Annotated in this window: 14 protein-coding genes and 2 pseudogenes; 13 read left to right on the top strand and 3 right to left on the bottom strand. The window is 58.4% G+C overall.

Going from position 1 to position 18,493, the window contains the following annotated elements; all coding sequences use genetic code 11:
- The first annotated feature begins 15 nt into the window (after positions 1 to 15).
- The 4 genes from PV407_RS22005 (at position 16) to PV407_RS21990 (ending at position 2,774) form a co-directional block, all read left to right on the top strand.
- On the top strand, positions 16 to 519 hold the full coding sequence (locus PV407_RS22005) for a Ger(x)C family spore germination C-terminal domain-containing protein (RefSeq protein ID WP_332092145.1): 504 nt from the start codon (positions 16 to 18) through the stop codon (positions 517 to 519).
- 32 nt (positions 520 to 551) lie between these two features.
- Positions 552 to 1,670 carry a GerAB/ArcD/ProY family transporter gene (locus PV407_RS22000; protein ID WP_332092144.1) on the top strand — a complete coding sequence of 373 codons (1,119 nt, stop codon included), beginning with the start codon at positions 552 to 554 and terminating at the stop codon, positions 1,668 to 1,670.
- Positions 1,671 to 1,766: 96 nt separating this feature from the next.
- Positions 1,767 to 2,345, top strand: a complete 579-nt coding sequence (locus PV407_RS21995; protein ID WP_332092143.1) for an NUDIX hydrolase — start codon at positions 1,767 to 1,769, stop codon at positions 2,343 to 2,345.
- Between the two features lie 63 nt (positions 2,346 to 2,408).
- Positions 2,409 to 2,774 carry a hypothetical protein gene (locus tag PV407_RS21990; RefSeq protein ID WP_332092142.1) on the top strand — a complete coding sequence of 122 codons (366 nt, stop codon included), beginning with the start codon at positions 2,409 to 2,411 and terminating at the stop codon, positions 2,772 to 2,774.
- Between the two features lie 40 nt (positions 2,775 to 2,814).
- On the opposite strand, the gene PV407_RS21985 is transcribed toward PV407_RS21990, so the two are convergent.
- Positions 2,815 to 3,864 carry a LacI family DNA-binding transcriptional regulator gene (locus PV407_RS21985; protein ID WP_332092141.1) on the bottom strand — a complete coding sequence of 350 codons (1,050 nt, stop codon included), beginning with the start codon at positions 3,862 to 3,864 and terminating at the stop codon, positions 2,815 to 2,817.
- A gap of 61 nt (positions 3,865 to 3,925) precedes the next feature.
- Positions 3,926 to 4,846: an AraC family transcriptional regulator gene (locus tag PV407_RS21980; RefSeq protein ID WP_332092140.1), complete on the bottom strand. Its 921-nt coding sequence runs from the start codon at positions 4,844 to 4,846 to the stop codon at positions 3,926 to 3,928.
- Positions 4,847 to 5,208: 362 nt separating this feature from the next.
- On the opposite strand from PV407_RS21980, the gene PV407_RS21975 reads away from it, so the two are divergent.
- The 5 genes from PV407_RS21975 to PV407_RS21955 all read left to right on the top strand — a co-directional run bounded on the left by PV407_RS21975 (position 5,209) and on the right by PV407_RS21955 (position 12,376).
- Positions 5,209 to 6,228 carry a Gfo/Idh/MocA family protein gene (locus PV407_RS21975; protein WP_332092139.1) on the top strand — a complete coding sequence of 340 codons (1,020 nt, stop codon included), beginning with the start codon at positions 5,209 to 5,211 and terminating at the stop codon, positions 6,226 to 6,228.
- Between the two features lie 28 nt (positions 6,229 to 6,256).
- Positions 6,257 to 7,231: a Gfo/Idh/MocA family protein gene (locus PV407_RS21970; RefSeq protein WP_332092138.1), complete on the top strand. Its 975-nt coding sequence runs from the start codon at positions 6,257 to 6,259 to the stop codon at positions 7,229 to 7,231.
- Positions 7,232 to 7,986: 755 nt separating this feature from the next.
- A complete protein-coding gene (locus PV407_RS21965; RefSeq protein WP_332092137.1) occupies positions 7,987 to 10,629 on the top strand; it encodes a family 10 glycosylhydrolase in 2,643 nt (880 codons plus the stop codon).
- Between the two features lie 213 nt (positions 10,630 to 10,842).
- Entirely contained in the window at positions 10,843 to 11,760 is a 918-nt protein-coding gene (locus tag PV407_RS21960) for a helix-turn-helix transcriptional regulator (RefSeq protein ID WP_332092136.1), read from the top strand.
- An 85-nt stretch (positions 11,761 to 11,845) separates the two neighbouring features.
- Entirely contained in the window at positions 11,846 to 12,376 is a 531-nt protein-coding gene (locus PV407_RS21955) for a DinB family protein (protein ID WP_332092135.1), read from the top strand.
- Positions 12,377 to 12,555: 179 nt separating this feature from the next.
- Here the strand turns inward: PV407_RS21955 and PV407_RS21950 are convergent, their stop codons facing one another.
- Positions 12,556 to 12,825: a hypothetical protein gene (locus PV407_RS21950; protein ID WP_332092134.1), complete on the bottom strand. Its 270-nt coding sequence runs from the start codon at positions 12,823 to 12,825 to the stop codon at positions 12,556 to 12,558.
- A 314-nt stretch (positions 12,826 to 13,139) separates the two neighbouring features.
- On the opposite strand from PV407_RS21950, the pseudogene PV407_RS21945 reads away from it, so the two are divergent.
- From PV407_RS21945 to PV407_RS21930, 4 genes and pseudogenes are all read left to right on the top strand, one after another.
- A pseudogene (locus tag PV407_RS21945) lies at positions 13,140 to 13,706 on the top strand (YdeI/OmpD-associated family protein); the annotation flags it as partial.
- 208 nt (positions 13,707 to 13,914) lie between these two features.
- Complete coding sequence (locus tag PV407_RS21940; RefSeq protein ID WP_332092133.1) at positions 13,915 to 15,633, top strand: ABC transporter ATP-binding protein; 1,719 nt, start codon at positions 13,915 to 13,917, stop codon at positions 15,631 to 15,633.
- A 16-nt stretch (positions 15,634 to 15,649) separates the two neighbouring features.
- On the top strand, positions 15,650 to 17,479 hold the full coding sequence (locus PV407_RS21935) for an ABC transporter ATP-binding protein (protein WP_332092132.1): 1,830 nt from the start codon (positions 15,650 to 15,652) through the stop codon (positions 17,477 to 17,479).
- Between the two features lie 418 nt (positions 17,480 to 17,897).
- A pseudogene (locus PV407_RS21930) lies at positions 17,898 to 18,206 on the top strand (metallophosphoesterase); the annotation flags it as partial.
- Between the last annotated feature and the right edge of the window lie 287 nt (positions 18,207 to 18,493).

Here is an 18,493-nt window from a genome sequence, read left to right as displayed (position 1 = left end):
GTCAAAATAGACGGTTTGGCTTTGTTCAAGGGCGATCAATTCAAAACCAAAGTCGGTTTAAAGGACGCATTCCTATTGAAGACGCTGCTGGGTAATTCCAAAAACGGGAGCATCCTGGTTCCGGTGAAGGGACCGAATCAAGAACGCAGCGATTCCTTCTTAATGAACAGTATCGGTTCCAAGTCAAGACTGAAGGTGGTCGGCGTCGGACCGCCGGCTTCCGTTTCCATCCGGTTGACCGTGGACGTATCCGTTAAAGACGTTCCGGAATGGATGGATCTCGGTTCGGAGGATCAGCTTGCGTCACTTGAGCAAACGATAGAGGACTATTTGGAAAATGAAATTCAAACTTTTGTATCGCTATGCAAAGCAAATCGTGTCGATCCGGTAGGCTTTGGCGATCTGATAAGAAGCAGATCGCATCGATGGGATGCCCGAGAGTTTGAAGAACATTACGGGGCGTTAAAAACGACGGTCAGCGTTAAAGCTACCATTGTCCAGACCGGCGCCGGCCAGTGAAGGCGGCCGTGTAAAGAGAGGCGGCATGCGCAGTGAGAAAAGAGATAAGCGGAAAATACATGATATCTCCCTACTTCGTCATGTTCCCTCTCTATGTCAGCATGGTCGGAGCCGGAATTATCACTTTCCAAACAAAATTAATGGAGCATGCCGGCTATAACGCTTGGATATCCGTCGTTTTGACGGGTACGAGCATTCATCTCATCTTATGGATGATGTATCGGCTGTTATCCTCCCGGCATGACGGTCAAGAAATCATCTCGCTTAACCATACGCTTTTCGGAAAAATTGCGGGCAATGTTATTAACTCGGCCGTTATTCTTTATTTTGTTTTCGGAGCCTTTCTGAAATTGAAAATCTATATCGAAATTGTTCAGGTTTGGTTTTTTCCGGTAATGAACGTTTTGCCGCTCAGTATATGTATCGCTCTGCTGCTATACTATGCCGTGTCCGGCGGATTCCGGTCGGTAATAGGAGTCAGCGCCTGGGCGACGTTTTTTTCCCTTGTTTCCGTTTTTCCGGAAGTTTTGCTGAGCTTGCCGTTTTTGCATCCGTTAAACTTGCTGCCGCTGCTGAACCATTCGGCAGCCGATATGATGCTCGCTTCGAAAAGCATGGTGTTTGAATATTTGGGGGTCGAGACGCTTCTCTTCTTGTATCCGTTTATCCGAACGCCGGCAAAGTCGCAAAAATGGGCGCACCTCATTTTGATCTTGGTTACATGTTTATATTTATTGATCATCATCCTGACATTCATGTTTTTCAGCGAAGGTCAACTGCGGCATTCGATATGGCCGACCATCGAATTGATCGGTATCTATGAAGTGCCGCTGCTCCAGAGACTTGAATATTTTTTCGTGTCGTTATGGTTACTAAAAATGGTTGCCGGTATCGGCATCTATTTATGGGGGGCTTGCCGCGGAATGAAAACCGCTTTTCGCGCGGGGCAGCGGCACAGTTTGATCGTGTTTCTAATTGCGTTTGTGGCGTTGAATAATTTCGTCGCGGATCACAGAACGATTGAGCGGGTGTCCGAATGGTACGGGGCCGTCGGATTTTATTTTATTTACGCTTATATTCCGTTTTTGTTCGTATGCGTGCTTATAAGGAGAAGATCGGCGCGTCATTTCGCCGGAAGAAAGCCGGCGTAACGGATTGCGCCGGCTTTGCGTTTTATGGTTTACAGGTTGCGCCGGGCTCCTATACAATACAGGGAGTGATCGTATCCGAATAAAAGGAGAATGGCGATGGCAACCGTACAATTTTGCTCCAGCTGCGGAACGAAGCTGGAAACCCGATCGATCGACGGCGAAGACCGGCTCGCCTGCCCGAGCTGCCCGTTCGTCCATTGGGGCTCTTACAGCATCGGCGTAGGCGCGCTGCTCAAGAAGGACGGCAAAGTGCTGCTCGTCCGCAGGGCACAGGAGCCCGGCAAAGGCTTCTGGACGAATCCGGGCGGCTATATCGAGCAGCTGGAGCCGATCGACCGCACGATCGAGAGGGAAGTGCTGGAGGAAGCCGGCATCGTGGCCAAGTCGGTCGGCGTGCTCGCCGTCCGCGACCAGCCGCGCGACATCCACAACGTGTATATCGCCTTCGAGATGGAGTATGTGAGCGGGGAGCCGACTCCGGACCATTTCGAGGTCGACGCGGCCGGCTTTTTCGACGCGGAGGAGATGGCGTCGATGAACGTGGCGCCTTTTACGAAATGGCTCGTCAATATCGCGCTGAACGGCCAAACCGCCGGGCTGGAAAAAGACTCGTCCACGTCGCTGCCGCTGAAGCAGGCCGGACTGTTCAAAGTGCCGACGAGCGTAACCGTCTGAACGGCGCGGCCCGGCTGCGGCAAGCCGGCGCGGAACGCAATCGAAGGAAGCGAGGGAATGCGAATGAAAGCGGTTAAGCTGCGCCCGTTCATTCCGTCGGGCGACAACTACGAGCTGGCGCAGCGCTTTTTCAAGGAGCTGGGCTTTACGAAGCTGTACGCCGATGCCGGCTTGTCGATTTTCCGGGTCGGCGAGCAGGAGTTTTTTTTGCAAAACATCCATAACCGGGAGCTGCAGGACAATTATATGCTGGAGCTGGTCGTGGAACGTTTGGACGAATGGTGGTCCCGGATCGAGGCGATGGCGAAATCGGGCGAGTTTCCGATGAAAGCGAAGGAGCCGACGCTGTACCCTTGGGGGAAGCGCGAAATTCATCTGATCGACCCGGCGGGCGTCTGCTGGCATATTTCCGAAGCGTCTCGCGCTTAAGCCGGGCTCCGGGCCGGAACCTGCGAGAATAAAAAAACGGTCAGCGCGTCGCGGGACGGCTGACCGTTTTTCCTTCGAAGAAGCTTCCCTGCAGCAAAATATGCTCGTACGGCACGTTCGGATTGCCGAGCCGCCACAGCATGCGCTCGGCCCCGCGCACGCCGGATTCGCGGATGAGCAGCAGCGGCCGCGTCAACTCCGGCACCGTTTCGTTCGCCTCGTGCTCCAGGCTGACGAGCGACAGCTGCTCGGGAACGCGCAAGCCGACGGAGCCGCACGCCTCGTATATCTGCAGCAAATTGTCGCCGACGGCGCTTAATATCGCGGTCGACCGGTTGGCGCGCAGCTTCTCCGTCACGTCGCGATGCCACAGCTTGCGGCTGGCGAACGTTTCCGTCACATGCTCGTCCGGCCGCGCTTCCAGTCCGGCCTCCTTCATCGCGTTGACGAAGCTGTGCCAGCGCAGCCGGAAGCCCCGGTATTCGTGAATGCCGCCGATATACAAAATGCGGCTGTGTCCTTTGGACAGCAAATGGCGCACCGATTGGTAAACCGCCGTGCCGACGTCCCAGGCGACGCTGTCCACCTCGGCCGCCGGGGGCGGGAAGTTGAGCAGCACGCGCGGCACCGGCAGCTCGATCAGCATCCGCTCGAACGGTTCTTCGATCAGCGGATGAATGAACAGGCCGTCCGTATAGCCGAGTCCGTGCCGGTCCGCCCAGGCTTCGAACGGTTCGCGTTCCGTCAGCCCGGCCGGCGCGGCGATCGTCTCGATCGCGTGACCGTACTCGCCGAGCTTGTCCCGCAGCCCGTCCAGCAGAAGCCGGTACATGCGGGAGTTGCCCGAACGTTCCGGGATGACCAGCTTGAAATGGCGCCGCTTGTGGGGAATGATCGGAATGCGTTCGACGGCGAGGCTGCGCTCCTGGTCTTTCGTCCGGTAGCCGTACCGGGCCGCCGCCTTGACGACGGCCGCTCGCGTTTCCTCGGACATGCCGGGAAGACCGCGCAGCGCCTTCGACACCGTATGCGCGGATACGCCGAGCAGCTCGGCCAAATCGCGCAGCGTAACCGTTTTTTTGCGGGGCATGGCGCTCCCTCCTGATTCGTGCCGCGAGCCGGAACCGCTCTATGCCGCCGGCTCGCCGCCGTCAAACTGAATCCCAACAGCCGGTCCGGTCGTCGATCGCCCGCAGCTTGACGGAGCGCGCGTATTCCGTCGGCGTCATGTTCGTCAGCTTTTTGAACTGCCTGGAAAAATAATGGATGCTGCTGTAGCCGAGCAGCTCGGCGATTTCGGTAAAGCTGAGCCGTTCTTCGCGGATGAGCGTCTTGGCCCGCTCGATTTTCATCTGGTTGAACGTTTCCAGCACGCCTTGTCCGGTCAGCTGCCGGAACGCCGTTTTGAGCTGCGTCCGGCTGACTTGAAACCGGCGGCACAAGTCGTCGACCGTCAACTCGCGGGATATGTTCGCCTGCAAATAGTCGGCGACTTCGGTCGCGATGTCGTGGGCCCGGTTTTCCTTGACCGCGGATGGCGGCTTTTCCGCGGCGGCCGGGGCTTGCTCCCGCCGGATCAAATGAATGAGCAGCGTTTCCAAATAGTTACGGATCAGCTGCTCGCTGCCGAACGGGGCCCCTTCGCGGCGGTGCAGCTTGCGCATTCGGGGCGAATCGATCGGCGGATCGAACGATTCGAGCCCCGCCTTGACGAGCGCGGCGAACAGCGCCCGCTCCTTTTCGTCCAGCCGGAATACGCGGGCCGCGGCGAAGTGGCTCATGGCGGGCGAATCGCATTCGAACGTGACGATGATGACGTTGGGAGACGATTTTTGTCCCGCGCCGCCGCGGTGGAATTCGTTCGGTCCGTAAAACACGAGATCGCCCTGCTCCAGATGGAACGGCGCGCCGTCGACCGTCACGTCCCATTCCCCTTTGTCCACATAGACGATTTCCCAAAAATCGTGCTTCTCCCCGTCAAAGAAATAGTCTTTCGGCATTTCCCGGTAAAAAAACGTAACGAGCTTCCGGATCGCCAGCTCTTCGCGCAATTCGTACTTCTCGTAGCTCAAACGGATCTTCTCCTTTGGCGACAAGTGCGCCGCGGCGCTTGTTTCGAAACGGCGCCCGTACGGGACGGTTGGCCGCGTTTTCGTTTTCGACTTTATCTTATAGCGAAACGTTTCCGTTTACAATTCGAAATGGCCGATCGCCCGGCGGCAAAGCTCGGAGGCCGGAAATTTTTCGTGGTGCATCCGGTTCGTTCGTGATAAAATGTTTAAAACAAACATAAAATTGTTTGTTAGCAACAGTGAATTCACTCCGTTTTCACACTCGCTTTTTTATAATGAAGGGCGAGTGGCGCTTCTTTGCGATGACCGGATGATCGGCTTTCGAACCGAACAAATTATTGCCATTTGGAGGAGGAGTCAACATGGGGACGTTGCGTTTTGCCGTCGTCGGCACCGGTTGGGTCGCCGGCGAATACTTGAAAGCGATTTCGAAGCGCGCCGACGCGGAAGTCGTCGCGGTCGTCAGCCAGAATGAAGAGCATGCGAAAAGCAGGCTCGCCGAGCTCGGCATCGGCGCGCGCATTTCCGCCAGCTACGAGGATACGGTGAAATCGTCCGACGTGGACGCGGTCGTCCTGTGCTCGATGCCCGGTTCGCGGCCCGAGCAGGCGGTGCTCGCCGCGCAGCACGGCAAGCATCTCGTCATCGAGAAGCCGCTGGCGATGGATCGCGCCGGGCTGTGGAGCATGGCGAACGCGCTGGAGAAGCATCCGGTACATACGGTCGTCAGCTTCGTGCTCCGCTGGAATCCGTCCTTCGCGAACACGAAGGCGCTGATCGACGACGACGCGATCGGACGCGTCTATATGGCGCAAATCGATTATTGGCACCACGTCGGCCCGCAGTACGGGCAATACCGGTGGAGCAAGACGCTCGCGCAGGGAGGCAGCAGCATCTTGTCCGCGGGCTGCCATGCGGTCGACGCCGTCCGCTATTTTGCCGGGGACATTACCGAAGTGACGGCGTACAGCTGCCGGACCTGGGCGGATTCGGACTATGAGTTCGACCCGAACGCGATCGCCATCTTCAAGCTGAAAAACGGCGGCGTCGGCAAAGTGTCGTCCTCGCTCGAATGCAAAACGCCGTACAAGTTCAACGTTCATCTGCTCGGCGAGAAAGGCGCGATCATGAACAACCAGCTGTTTTCCCACAAGCTGCCTGGGCAAAAAGACTATGCTGTCATTCCGACGATTTTGCCGGACAGCGGGGACGTCTCGCACCATCCGTTCGTGGAAGAAATCGACGACTTCGTCGTTTCGCTGCGTAACGGCACGACGACGCGCTGCGACTTTTTCGACGCCTACAAATCGATGGAAGTCAGCTTCGCCATCGACGAATCGATCGCGACCGGCAAAAGCGTAACGCTGCCGCTCGCCAAATAACGCTACCTGTTGGAGGATGACTACCATTATGACCGTCAAAATCGGAATGATCGGCGCGGGCGGCATCGCCAGAAGCCACGTCAAAGCGCTCAAAAAAGTGGAGCTCGCGAAAATCGTCTGGGTCTTCGACCTCAATACGGCCGGAGCCGAGGAGATGGCGGCCGACGTCGGCGCGCGCGTGGCGGAGAGCGCGGACGCGCTGCTCAATCCCGCGGAAATCGACGCCGTCTTCATTTGCGTGCCGCAGTTCGCCCGGGGCGACCTGGAGGAAGTCGCGGCGCGGCGCGGCATCCACGTTTTCGTGGAAAAGCCGCTCGGCCTGGAGCTGGAGCCGGTGCAGCGCAAGGAGCGGACGGTGCGCGAATCGGGCGTGATCAACTCGGTCGGCTACGTGCTGCGCTACTTCGATACCGTGCAGAAGGCGAAGCAATATTTGCGGGGGAAAACGATTCATCTCGTTCAGGCGTTTCGGATCGGCGGCTCCCATCCGGCTCCGTGGTGGAAGCAGCTGCACATGTCCGGCGGCAACTTGGGCGACGCGGTGACGCATCAGATCGACATGATCCGCTACTTGGCGGGCGAGTATCAAGACGTAGGCGCGCTGTTCGGCCGCAATTCGATAAGCTCGCAAAATCCGGAGGCGACGATTCCGGACGCGGGCGCCGTCGCGTTTTCGCTGCAGAGCGGAGCGGTCGGCACGATAACGGAGTCGTGCCTGTCGCCGCACTTCGGCGGGTCGGAGGTCAAATTTATCGGCGCCGACTTTTTCGTAAACATTACCGGAAACGGCAAGACGGTGCAGATCGTCGACAATGCGCAAAACGTGACGATCACCTCGAGGATGGACCCGAGCTACGAGCAGGACAAAGCGTTCGTCGAGGCGGTCGCAAGCGGCTCGCGCGACCGGATTTTGTGCGATTACGCCGACGGGATCCGCACGCTGGCGTTCACGGTCGCGGCGTATCGGGCGGCCGAGCGGCGCGGAACGGTCGCGGTGGAATAGCCGCGAGGAGCCCCGACGGCCGCGCGGGCGGTCGTCGCCTGCGTTGAGGCGTGCCGGGCGGTCGGCCGAAATAGCGGAACGGATGTTCCGCTATTTCTTTTCGCTAAAGAATGTACGGGAGTGCAGGTCTCCTTACAGTTTTGCAAACCGTGAGGACGCCAAAGGATGCAGCGAGTACCGCCTTTTGTTTCCACGTCCTGACGGATTCGAATCCAGCCGGGCCAACCGGAATCGAATGAACGGGAAAACCTCCTGTTAACTCGCTTTCCTATAGGCGTCGGTTCGAAATACCGGGAGAAGCTCCCGATAAAATGGCGCCGAATCGGCGAAAAGCGCGGTTTGGACCAGTATAGCGGGACGTTTTCCCGTTGTTTTGCCCGCAAACGGGGCTCGACCGAAAATAGCGGGAACTTTTCCAGTTCGTTTCCCGCTCCGCTGTCGTTTCGGCGTGCAAAAAGGTTCGCTATATCGCGGACAAACGGCCCGATCGGCTTGAAATCCAATCGATTTCGCATATAACGGTAACGGAACTCGGGTTCCGTTATTTTTGTTTTTCGAGCGGAATCTGCCTCCTTTAGCGGAAAATCAGCGGTCGGTCGCTCCGAACGTGCGCCCCCCTTGATGTCATCATAGTACCAAAACTAGTAAACGTTTTCACTAGGATATGAAACCGCTACCAACTAGAATGGGGGTGTAAGCCCAATATCGGACAGGAAAGGTGGTATAATCGCGAAATGGCAAAACGGAGCGTAACTATGGTTGTGCTGGTTTGCTTGCTGGCGACGCTGTTCCCGTTGATCGGCGGGGGCGGCAGGGCGCAGGCGGCGACGGGGGATTTCATCGAAGTCGAAGCGGCTCCCGCCGACGGGAGCATCGTTCTCGAAGGGCCGCGCAAGCAGATCAATATCATCAACCAGGACATCGCCGGCAAAAACGATTTTATCGCGTTATTTTCCAAATCGTATACGAGCTCGGTGACGGTTCCGCGCTATGGGGTTGCCGTGCAGGTCGATGCGGGCAATAAAGTGCTGAAAGTCGTCAACCCGTCCATCAACGGCGCGCCGCCGGTATGGGAGCCGAACCCGGTCGAGCTGCCGGTGCCGGAAGGCGGCTTCGTGTTGCTCGCGCTCGACGATTCGTATGCGAACAAAGGGTACAAAAAATATCTCGCGACCAACTTCAAAATCGGCGACTTGATCAAGCTGCGCAAAAACGGCAGCGTCGTTCCGCTTGCCGACATATTGCCGACGAACCCGTCGGGACCGGCGTTCAGCCTGCTCGTGTCGAATCCGTCGATGTACACGACGCTCGAAGGAACGACGACGATCCAAGGGTCGGTCAAAAATTACGTGTACGATCAGCCGCTCGCGCTAAACGTGGGAGGAGCCGCGACGGCGATCGCGCCGGACGGCAGCTTCACGAAGCAGGTTTCGCTTGGCGAAGGGACGAACTACATCGACGTCGTCCTGAGCAAGAGCGGCCAGCAAATCGATAATAAATCGGTCATCGCCTACTGGAAAACGAAGACGAATCCGGCGCCGAAGGAAGTGCTGCTGTGGGTCGACCAGTCGACCAACGCCAAAAATTTGCAGACGTCCGAAAGCGTGCTCAAGCTGCTGACGAAGGCGAAGGAAGCCGGCGTGACGGGCGTTTTGTTCGATGTGAAAGGGTATGAAGGGTTCGCCTCGTACAAGAAAAACGATTTGACCGGACGGCCTTACGTCAGCAATATGACCGGGGTGAACCGCGCCGGAGCGAATCCGGATCTCGACCTGCTGCAGGAATTCATTACGCACGGCCATGCCCTCGGGCTGAAAATCCATGCGGCGATGAATGTGTTCGCCGAAGGCTCGATGGACGAGAACGCCGTGCTGGACGCGCATCCGTCCTGGGAGGAGCGCGTATACCGCGCCGAGGACAAAGGGGCGATCGTGCCGATCCGCCAAAGCGCCGCACCCGGCAAAATCGTCGCGTTCGTCAACCCGGCGAACGACGAGGTGCGCGACTACCAGCTGAAATCGTTCGAGGAAGTGATGAAAAATTACGACGTCGACGGGATCAACCTGGACCGCGGCCGGTACGACAGCGATTTCGCCGATTTCAGCGACGAATCGAAGGCGAAGTTCCGGCTCTATTTGCAGGCACGCGGCAAAACGCTGGAGAAGTGGCCGGACGACGTTTACAAGCTGACGTACGAGGCGAACGGGCAGGCGAAGCGGGTCGAAGGCAAATATTATACGGATTGGTGGGCGTTCCGCTCATCCACGATCGAAAGCTTCACGAAAGAGCTGCGGGCGATCGTCGACCGGTACAGCGCGCAGAAGGGCAAGCGCATTTTGATGTCCACCTACGTCGGCTCGTGGTACGAAACGCTTTACACGAACGGCATCAACTGGGCGAGCCCGGATTTCCGCTACGATCCGCGGTTGAACTTCCCGGAAAGCCGCATTTATACGGACGACTATTATAAAACCGGCTACATCCGCAACCTGGATTTCATCATGATCGGCTCGTACCAGAAAACGGCGGCGGAAGTAAGCAAATATGTGACGCTCGGAAACATTTTGACGAGAAACGAAATCCCGATGTACGCCTCGATCGCGCTGGCCGACATCGCGGAACCCGCCCTGCAGCGGGAAGTGTTCCAGGCGTCGCTGAAAAACTCGGACGGACTGATGCTGTTCGAATATTCGCTGGCGAATTTCGATATTATTAAAGCGTCGCTGGAGGACCGGGAATACGTCAAGTCGTATCAACTCGGATTCAGCAAGCCGGGGGATGGCGCATCGTTTATCGAAGGCGATTTCGTCGACGTGAACCGCGGCGAAGCTATCATCAACGTATACACGAACGATTACGGCACGAATACGAATACGGGCACATACGGCGTTGAAATATCGGTCGACGGCACCGGCAAAGTCGTAGACACGCGCAACAAGCGGCAGGCGATCGACTGGGTATGGACGCCGATCCAATTGAACAACAGCCCGATCCCGCAAGGCGGCTTCGTCATTTCTGCGATGGACAAATCCGGCGTCAAGACGCGGCGCCAGCTGATCGCGAATACGTACTCGATCGGCGACGAGGTTCGCGCGGCCGTTCTTCACGGTTTCCGGGATTACGACGGAAAAACGTTCGACGGCAAAAAGCTGGAGCTGAAAGGCTCCGTCGACGTGCTCGGCTACGGCAAAGAGCTGAACGTGCTCGTGAACGGCAAGAGCGCGAAGCTGGACAAAAAGACGCACCGATTCAGCGACAAAATCAAGCTGCAGGCCGGCGCGAATCCGGTCAAAATCGAAGTGTTCGTCGACGGCCGCAAAACGAACGAGAAAACGATCACGATCACCGGCACCGGCAAAAAGAATCCGAACGAGCCGGAGGACAACGAGGACGAATAATCGGCCCTGACGATACCGGACGAAAAAGCTTCCAAACCGCCGAGCGGCGGGGCGGAAGCTTTTTTTCGAGTAGCGGAACGAGTTCTTCCTCCCGGTTAACTAGCTCGTTTGCCTGGGACACAACATAGGGGCCATCTCTAAAGATCGGCACCCAAAAATTTGTGATACAATAATGAGCAGCAATACGAAACGGACGAACGGGCGGGGATGCACGTGAAGTTGGAGCGATTGATCTCCATCATCTACAAGCTGCTGAATCACGAAGTTTTGTCTGCCTCCGTGCTGGCAGAAGAGTTTCAAGTTTCCCCAAGAACCATCTATCGGGATATCGACGCGATCGGCGCCGCGGGCTTCCCGGTCGTATCGTTTCAGGGAACTAAAGGCGGATACGGCATGATGGACGGATACAAAATGGATAAAAGCCTGCTCGGTTCGTACGACGTCCATTCGCTGATAACCGTGCTCAAAAGCCTCTCCACCGTGTTTGAGGACGAGCGTGCACAGGGGACGATCGAACGGCTGCAGACGATCGGGCCGGAGTTTCGGACAACGAGTCTGTCCGTGGACTTCGATACGTACCGGACGGATCCCGGCGCGCTTAGTCGCCTGCGTACGGCCATTACGGAGCGAAACATCGTCCGTTTCGATTACATTAATGCGAAGAACGAACGCACGACCCGCGAGATGGAACCGCTGCGGCTTCATTTTAAATATCGCAACTGGTACCTGTACGGATTTTGTCGGACTCGGCGAGATTACCGGGAGTTCCGACTGTCCCGGATGATGAATGCGGTCCTGACGCCGGAAACTTTCGAACCGCATCGCGAGATGCCGGAAGAGGCCGCTTCTTCCAACAAGGAATGGCAGGAGCAGTTGGAGGATGTAGTGATTCGGGTCGGGCCGGAAGCTTTGGCGGAGGCGCTGGATCAGCTGCACCAGGTCGATAAGCAATTTCATGCCGATGGAAGCATGACGATGCGAATCCCCGTTTATAAGCCATTGCAAGCACGTTGGCTTTGGTCCATTGTGCTGAGCCTCGGCAGCGGCGCCGAAGTCCTCGAGCCCCCGGCACTGCGAAACATCCTGAAAGAACAGCTTCAAAACGCGCTCAAACTTTACGAAGATGTATGACGGACTGTTGTCATATATCTTGTTTTATTATTACAACAGGAACAAAATCAAATCTATCGCAAGCGAAAAGGAGACGACGCGAACGATGAACCATCCGGAAGTCATGTATAGCTATCACGCCTGGGCTACTCAAACGATCCTGGGGAGAATCAAGGAACTCCCGCCCTCCGTGCTCAGTCAAGAAGTGAACAGCTCGTTTCCCACCATCGCCCATGCCTTCAGTCATATGTATGCGGTCGATAAAATGTGGTATCTGGTTTTAACAGGCACCGGTATGCCCGAGGCGCTGCAAGCATGCATACCGCTCAATGCGAGCGTTTTGAATTCTGCGGATGAATACGCTAAAACCTTTGACGAATTAGCCGAACAGTACAGAGGATGGTTCCGAAGCCAAGGCGATTTGGAGCAAACCGTTCTGCTTGACAATCCGTTCGCCGGAATCCGCCAAACGCGCTTATCGGAAATGGTGCTTCATCTGGTCAATCACGGGACGTATCACCGGGGCAATGTTTCCACCATGCTGCGTCAGCTGGGCTACGCCTCCGCCATGAACGATTATTCGCATTTTTGGTATCAGGAACATGCGGTAACGAGCGAGATCATGGAGCCATCCTGATCCGATGGTAGCCCCGCGGATGCCGAAAAAGTCCTGAATCGAAGCAAAACGGTTCCGGATTGCTTCTTATTAACCGAAGCGGGTAATGCCGCGGATCGGACCGGAGGAAGGGGCTGTATCTAATGGAGACAGCCCCTGTCGCTCGGATGACGGCATGCTCTCATTCGTCGGCACCCGCTTTAGCGATGCGCCGAATACCAGTTCAATACCCGTAAGGCGCGCAGCGTGTTCCACCGGCTCGGCCGGCCCACGCCCTCGTCGATCTCGATCGGCATCACGCCGGGGTACCGGGTCTCGAGCGGCCATCTCCCGTCGTCATCGCGCTTCGAGGCGACCAGCTCGATCGCCTCGGCGACCTTTCGTCGGGCGTGACGCCGGCGCCGCGCAAGTAATCGAGCCCCCGCAGCACGTCGTAATGCCACCACGTCGGGAAGGCGAATCGCGTCCACGCCGCGCCGCCCTTGCGATCCCGCTCGATCGCCTCGCCGGTCGACCGCCGCCGGAAAAGTCGGCGCTCGAGCAAGTATTCTGTCCGCGAAGGCGGGCTGCGATCACAGCCGGACTGCCCCCGCCGGCCCGTTCGTGCTCGAGCAGCGCCTCCGACACGCAGATCGTGGTGTTGAACGACGATCGCGTCGAGCCGTTCGACGCCTCGCAATTCCAGCCGCCGTCGGGCAGTTTATAGAACGTATTCCTGTATAATTGGCGCATTACGAACGAAAATAGTCACTCTCCGAATATAGAAAGGGGTTGTAACTAATCTATGGAACTCGAAAATCTGATTACAGTTAAAACGAGAGAAGCATTAAGGGTATGGCTGCAGGAAAACGGAAAGACGGAAAAATGTTGCTGGGTAGTCGTCAGCATGAAGCCAAGCCCGGATACGCTGCTTTATTTGGACGCGGTCGAAGAGTGTTTGTGCTTCGGGTGGATTGACGGAGTCAAAAAGAAAATATCCGAAACCGGGCAGGCGCAAAGACTGTCTCCCAGAAGCAAAAAAAGCTCATGGACCGAATTGAACAAAGAACGTGTCCGCCGCCTCGAAAAGCTGGGATTAATGAGAGACGAAGGAAGAAAGGTGCTTCCCGATATGGACCTCGATTCTTTTAAAATCGATAGCGTGATAGAGCAAAGGCTCAAGGAGGATAGGCAAACATATGAAAATTTTTTGGCATTTCCGGCCCTGTATAGAAGGGTTCGGATCGATACGATTCAAAGCAATAAAAATGAGCCGCAATTGTTTAAGAGCAGATTAGACAAATTTATATCAAACACGAAAGAAAATAAAATGTACGGTCAATGGAACGATAACGGACGCCTGCTCGATTATGAAGATGCGCCGGATCGAACAGGCGTCCGCACGGCGCCAGAAAGAATCGTTTCAGCGGTTTTTTCCGTGGCCGTTCGCGAGCGTGCGAAATTATAATGGTAAAGCTTTTGAATCGGATGCCTGACGCGGCGTATCGGCCGCACGGCTTCCCACGAACGGAGGATGGACGATAACGGGATTGATTCGATGCTTTCGGGATGCGGCGGCCATGCTGTACCGTCTGGAAAAAAAGCCGGTGCTCGTCCTGGCGGCGACCGCGCTGCTCTCGCTGCCGATCATGCCGGCCGAGCTGTGGCTCGTCAAAACGCTGATCGACCGCGTTCAAGGCTGGTCGGCGCCCGAGCCGATCGGGCCTGTCGTCGAGGCGGCGGCGTGGCTCGCGTTGCTGATGGTCGCAGGCAACATTGCGCTGGGCGTGCCGATGCCGATGGCGCAAACGCGGCTGCAGGAAATCGGGACCGCGGAAGGGCAGCGGCGCATTTTGCAAAAAACGGAAAGACTGCCGCTTGCCGCCGTCGAGTCTCCGCTCGTTCAACGGATGCGCGAACGGGCTACGCAAGTATCGTTTCACGACGCGTACCATACGGGCATCCAGCTGCTGCAATCGATTGCGCATACCGCAGCATTGCTGGGCGTGCTGCTGGTTTACGGCATGTGGGTGCCCGCAGCGGCCGTTTGCGTATCGGGGCTGCTTATGGCGCGAACGGCAGGCCGCGCGGCGGAAATCGTCGAAGAAGCGGCGCGCAAGCTTACGCCGGATCGGCTGCAGGCCGCTTATTACGGCAAGCTGCTGACAAGCCGCGAGGCGGCCAAAGAAATTCGCCTGTTCGGCCTGGGCGAGCTGCTCGCCGGCCGGTGGAGACGGATCGGCGAGCGGCAGCTTCGCGTAACCGGCACGGCGGTCCGCTCCGCCGAGCTGCGGAAGCTCGGGCCGGGTTCGTTTACCGCGGTCGCCCTCGGCCTGCTCGTCTCGCTGCTCGCGCTGCTGCCGGGCGCGGCCGAATGGAGCGCCGGCGACTTTTCGCTGCTGTTTTTAAGCGCTTCCGTGCTCGTTTCGCGCGTCTCCGATCTGATCGCCCAAGGCGCGGCCATGCGAACGCAGCGAATGAGATGGGAAGATTACCGGGCGTACGAGGCGCTGGACGAGGACGCTCGCGAACATCGGCAAGGTATACGTAGAAAGGCGGCGCAGAGCGGCTTGCAGCTGCGGGCAGACGGCCTCGAGTTTCGTTATCCGGGGGCGGCGCGAAATACGATCGACGGGGTCGGTCTGACGATTCCGCCGGGCTGCAGGATCGCGCTGGTCGGGGAAAACGGTTCGGGCAAGTCGACGCTCGTCAAGCTGCTGACCGGTTTGTACGCGCCGACCGCGGGAGAAGTCGTCTGGATGGACGGCGACGGAAAGCGGCTGTCGGGGGCGGACGAAGGGGGAGGCTTGTCGGCGGTTTTTCAGGACTTCGCCAAGCTGTACGTAACGCTGCGGGAAAACGTGGCGCTCGGCGACCTGTCCGCCATCGGGGACGACGACGCTTTGCTCGCCGCGCTCCGCCAAGCCGGCAGCAGGCGCCTTGAATTGGACGCGCCGATCGGCGCGCCGTTCGGCGGCTTCGAGCCGTCGGGCGGCGAATGGCAAAAAATCGTTACCGCGCGGCTGCTGCTGCGAAGGGCCGGCTTCGTTTTTTTCGACGAGCCGACGGCTGCGCTCGACCCTATGGCGGAGAAGGAAGCGTTCGAAACGTTTATGCGCGTTACGGAGGGAAAGGCGGCGCTGCTCGTCACCCACAGGCTCGGGGCGGCCAAGCTGGCCGACCGGATCGTCGTCATGAAGGACGGGAAAGCGGTAGAGCAAGGCACGCACGAGCAGCTTATGGCGAGAGGCGGCGAGTACGCGAGGATGTTCCGGATGCAAGCGTCGTGGTATGCGTAAAAGGGGGGACGAGCCGATGAAATCGAATTCGCTCGGAGCGATCGCGCGGGGGACGGTTCCGCTGCTCGGAACCGTTTGTCGGCAAATGCCGGCGCTTGCTTCGCTGTGGCTCGCGTTGCCGCTTCTGCTCGGCGCATCGGTCGTTCCGCTGTACGCGGCGCAAAAGCGGTTGATCGATCTATTCGCCGCGGGCATCGCCGGCCGGGATTGGTCCGAGGCGTTTGCAGCCGCACTGCCGCCGCTCGCCCTTTACGTCGGCTTCGCATTGCTGCGCGTCGTCGCAGAGTCGCTTCAGGCTGTCGCCGATACGGCGTTTCGCGGCAAAGCGACGATGCTCGTCCAATCCGAAGTGCACGACCGGGCAGCCCGCGTGCCGCTGGAACGGATGGACGACGCCGGCTATTACGACCGGCTGCAGCGGGCCCGGGCGGTAGCGGGGGACGACTTGTTCGGCGTATTGCAAAACGCCGTCACCGCTTTCCGGCTGTCGTGCGAGCTGTTCGGACTGCTGGCGGTCGCCTGCATGGCTTCGCTGCTCGTCTCCTTGCTGCTCGCCGTCGTCTTCGCCGTTTCGCTGGCGATCCGTCTCGAGTCGGATATCGTAAAGCGGCGGCTGAACCGGGAGTTGACGCGGAGCGGACGCGAGTCGGATTATTTGCGCGAAACGATCGCCAGGCCCGAGACGGTGCGGGATATGCGCGTCTCCGGTTCGATCGGCTATTTGACCGGCAAATTCGCGAAAGGCATGCTGCATTCGCTTGAGCTGCGCGGCAACGCGAACCGGCGGGAAATTCGGCGGGGCATCGTCGTCTCGTGCGTACAAATCGCCGGACTGTTCGGTGCGCTCGTCTGGATGGCGCTGCAGCTGAAGGACGGCGGCATGACCGCCGGAACGATCGTCGTCGTCTTTCAGGCGATGCGGCAGGCGTACGGCATATCCGGCAGAATGGCTTTCCCGATCGGGAAAATGTATATCCAGAGCGCCAAAGTCGTCGACCTGGCCGAATTTTTGCGGGAGCCGATGGCGGCGGGCGGGACGCGGCCCGGTCGAGGAGAGGAGGCATCCTCGCAACGACTCGCCGCATCCGGGGCGGACGGGCGAATCGTGCTGCAGGACGTATCGTTCGCGTACGCCGGATCTTCGTCGCCGGCGCTGCGCCAAATTCGGATGACGCTGAATCCGGGAGAAACGGTAGCTCTTGTCGGAGAAAACGGGGCAGGAAAAAGCACGCTCGTCAAGCTGCTGCTCGGCCTGTACCGCCCGACCGGCGGCCGCATCATGTGGGATGGGGCGGATTATGCCGAGCTCGAGCCGGAGCTGCTGCGTCGGTCCGTCTCCGCGGCGTTTCAAGATTTCGTGCGCTACGAGACGACGCTGCGCGACAACGTCGCCTTCGGCCTGCCGGAGGCGGCGGCCGACGACGAAGCGCTGCGCCGCGCGCTGCGGACGGCCGGCGCCGAGTCGCTCGAGCGCCCGCCCGCCGGTCTCGACGACCGCGTAGGGCTGCTGGCGGACGGCGGGCGCAACATGAGCGGCGGCCAATGGCAGCGCCTCGCGATCGCCCGCGCCGCGCTCCGGGAAGCGAAGCTGCTCGTGCTCGACGAGCCGACGGCCGCGCTCGATCCGCAGCACGAGGCGGCGCTGTACCGCTCCTTTCGCGAGCTGGCGAAAGGCCGGACGACGCTGTTCGTGTCGCACCGGCTCGGCTGGGCCCGCTTCGCGGACCGGATCGTCGTCCTGCGGGACGGGCGGATCGCCGAAGAAGGGACGCATGCATCGCTGATGGCGGCGGACGGGGCGTATGCGGCGATGTTTCGCGCGCAGGCGGAGTGGTATCGCGGTTAGCGCTAACGGCAGCCGACAAGCGGCGCTGCGCCGCCGCAGTTCCGCTTTGCCGCCTACCGCCCCGCCTAGCCGCGCTTTATCGCGCCCAGCGTGCTGCCGACTCGCTCCGTACGCTGCCGCCGCGCATCCATTGCCGCAGTCCCGCTTGCCGCCCCGCCTAGCCGAGCTTTATCGCGCCCTGCGTACTGCCGCCGCGCGTCCCTTTGATGACGCCGCTATAGCTTTTCAACTTCAGCTTCATCTTAGCCGTTTCCCCTTTGCCGATCGACCTTTTATCGCTTGCCTTGCCTCAAAGTCGATATTATCCGCATTATAATCATTCGTAAACGGAAATCCGGACGTTTTTCCGCACGACCGCACCACACGGGAATTCTGTCGCAGTGGTGTTTGGTCATACGGCGGCAGGGATGTCCACTGGGGAGAGAGCGGCGACGAGAAAGACGGCCTGAGCAGGCGGCTGATGGAGTTGGTACTGGATGCCGAAAAGCCGGATTTGGTCGTATTTACAGGCGATACGATATACGGGAAGTGTTGTTCGGACGGCGTGTCCGCATATCGCCAAGCCGTTGCCGCCGTTGAGGAGCGCGGACTTGTATGGGCTGCGGTATTCGGCAACCATGACGATGTGGGTAATGCGCCTGAACGAAAGCCGTTTATCTTGAAAAGCTCCAGAAAGTTTATGTTCGTTACGGCGTTAATGTGTTCAGGGGGACGGGTTCCTGAATGAGTCTTTCGCGGCCGCTAAGGTTGAGTAAAGTAGCCGTCGCACCCTGAATACAATGACAGGATTGCGAGAGCGATTGAAAGCCCCGACCTCCTATTTTCCACACGCGCAAACATATACAGCCAAGCACCAAAGGGAACGTCCGTGATTTTCGGACCGTTTTTTTTAAATTACCGCCGGTTTTTCTTTTATTTCGCAGAATGCTCATCTTTTGCTTCCGCAGCAAATTTGATTATTGTAATGTAGGCCAACTCCAACTATAGTTGGTTTTACGCGGGTTTCCGCCGTTT

It is taken from the genome of Paenibacillus sp. GYB003, from assembly GCF_036577625.1.
GTDB lineage: Bacteria > Bacillota > Bacilli > Paenibacillales > NBRC-103111 > Paenibacillus_AB.
This window is presented reverse-complemented; position numbering and strand designations above follow the sequence as displayed.

What these genes read in the sequence shown, in the direction of transcription:
- PV407_RS21995 (WP_332092143.1), top strand. Translation starts at nt 1,767, where the DNA reads ATGGCAACCGTACAATTTTGCTCCAGCTGCGGAACGAAGCTGGAAACC.
- PV407_RS21990 (WP_332092142.1), top strand. Translation starts at nt 2,409, where the DNA reads ATGAAAGCGGTTAAGCTGCGCCCGTTCATTCCGTCGGGCGACAACTAC.
- PV407_RS21985 (WP_332092141.1), bottom strand. Translation starts at nt 3,864, where the DNA reads ATGCCCCGCAAAAAAACGGTTACGCTGCGCGATTTGGCCGAGCTGCTC.
- PV407_RS21975 (WP_332092139.1), top strand. Translation starts at nt 5,209, where the DNA reads ATGGGGACGTTGCGTTTTGCCGTCGTCGGCACCGGTTGGGTCGCCGGC.
- PV407_RS21970 (WP_332092138.1), top strand. Translation starts at nt 6,257, where the DNA reads ATGACCGTCAAAATCGGAATGATCGGCGCGGGCGGCATCGCCAGAAGC.
- PV407_RS21965 (WP_332092137.1), top strand. Translation starts at nt 7,987, where the DNA reads ATGGTTGTGCTGGTTTGCTTGCTGGCGACGCTGTTCCCGTTGATCGGC.
- PV407_RS21955 (WP_332092135.1), top strand. Translation starts at nt 11,846, where the DNA reads ATGAACCATCCGGAAGTCATGTATAGCTATCACGCCTGGGCTACTCAA.
- PV407_RS21940 (WP_332092133.1), top strand. Translation starts at nt 13,915, where the DNA reads ATGCTGTACCGTCTGGAAAAAAAGCCGGTGCTCGTCCTGGCGGCGACC.
- PV407_RS21935 (WP_332092132.1), top strand. Translation starts at nt 15,650, where the DNA reads ATGAAATCGAATTCGCTCGGAGCGATCGCGCGGGGGACGGTTCCGCTG.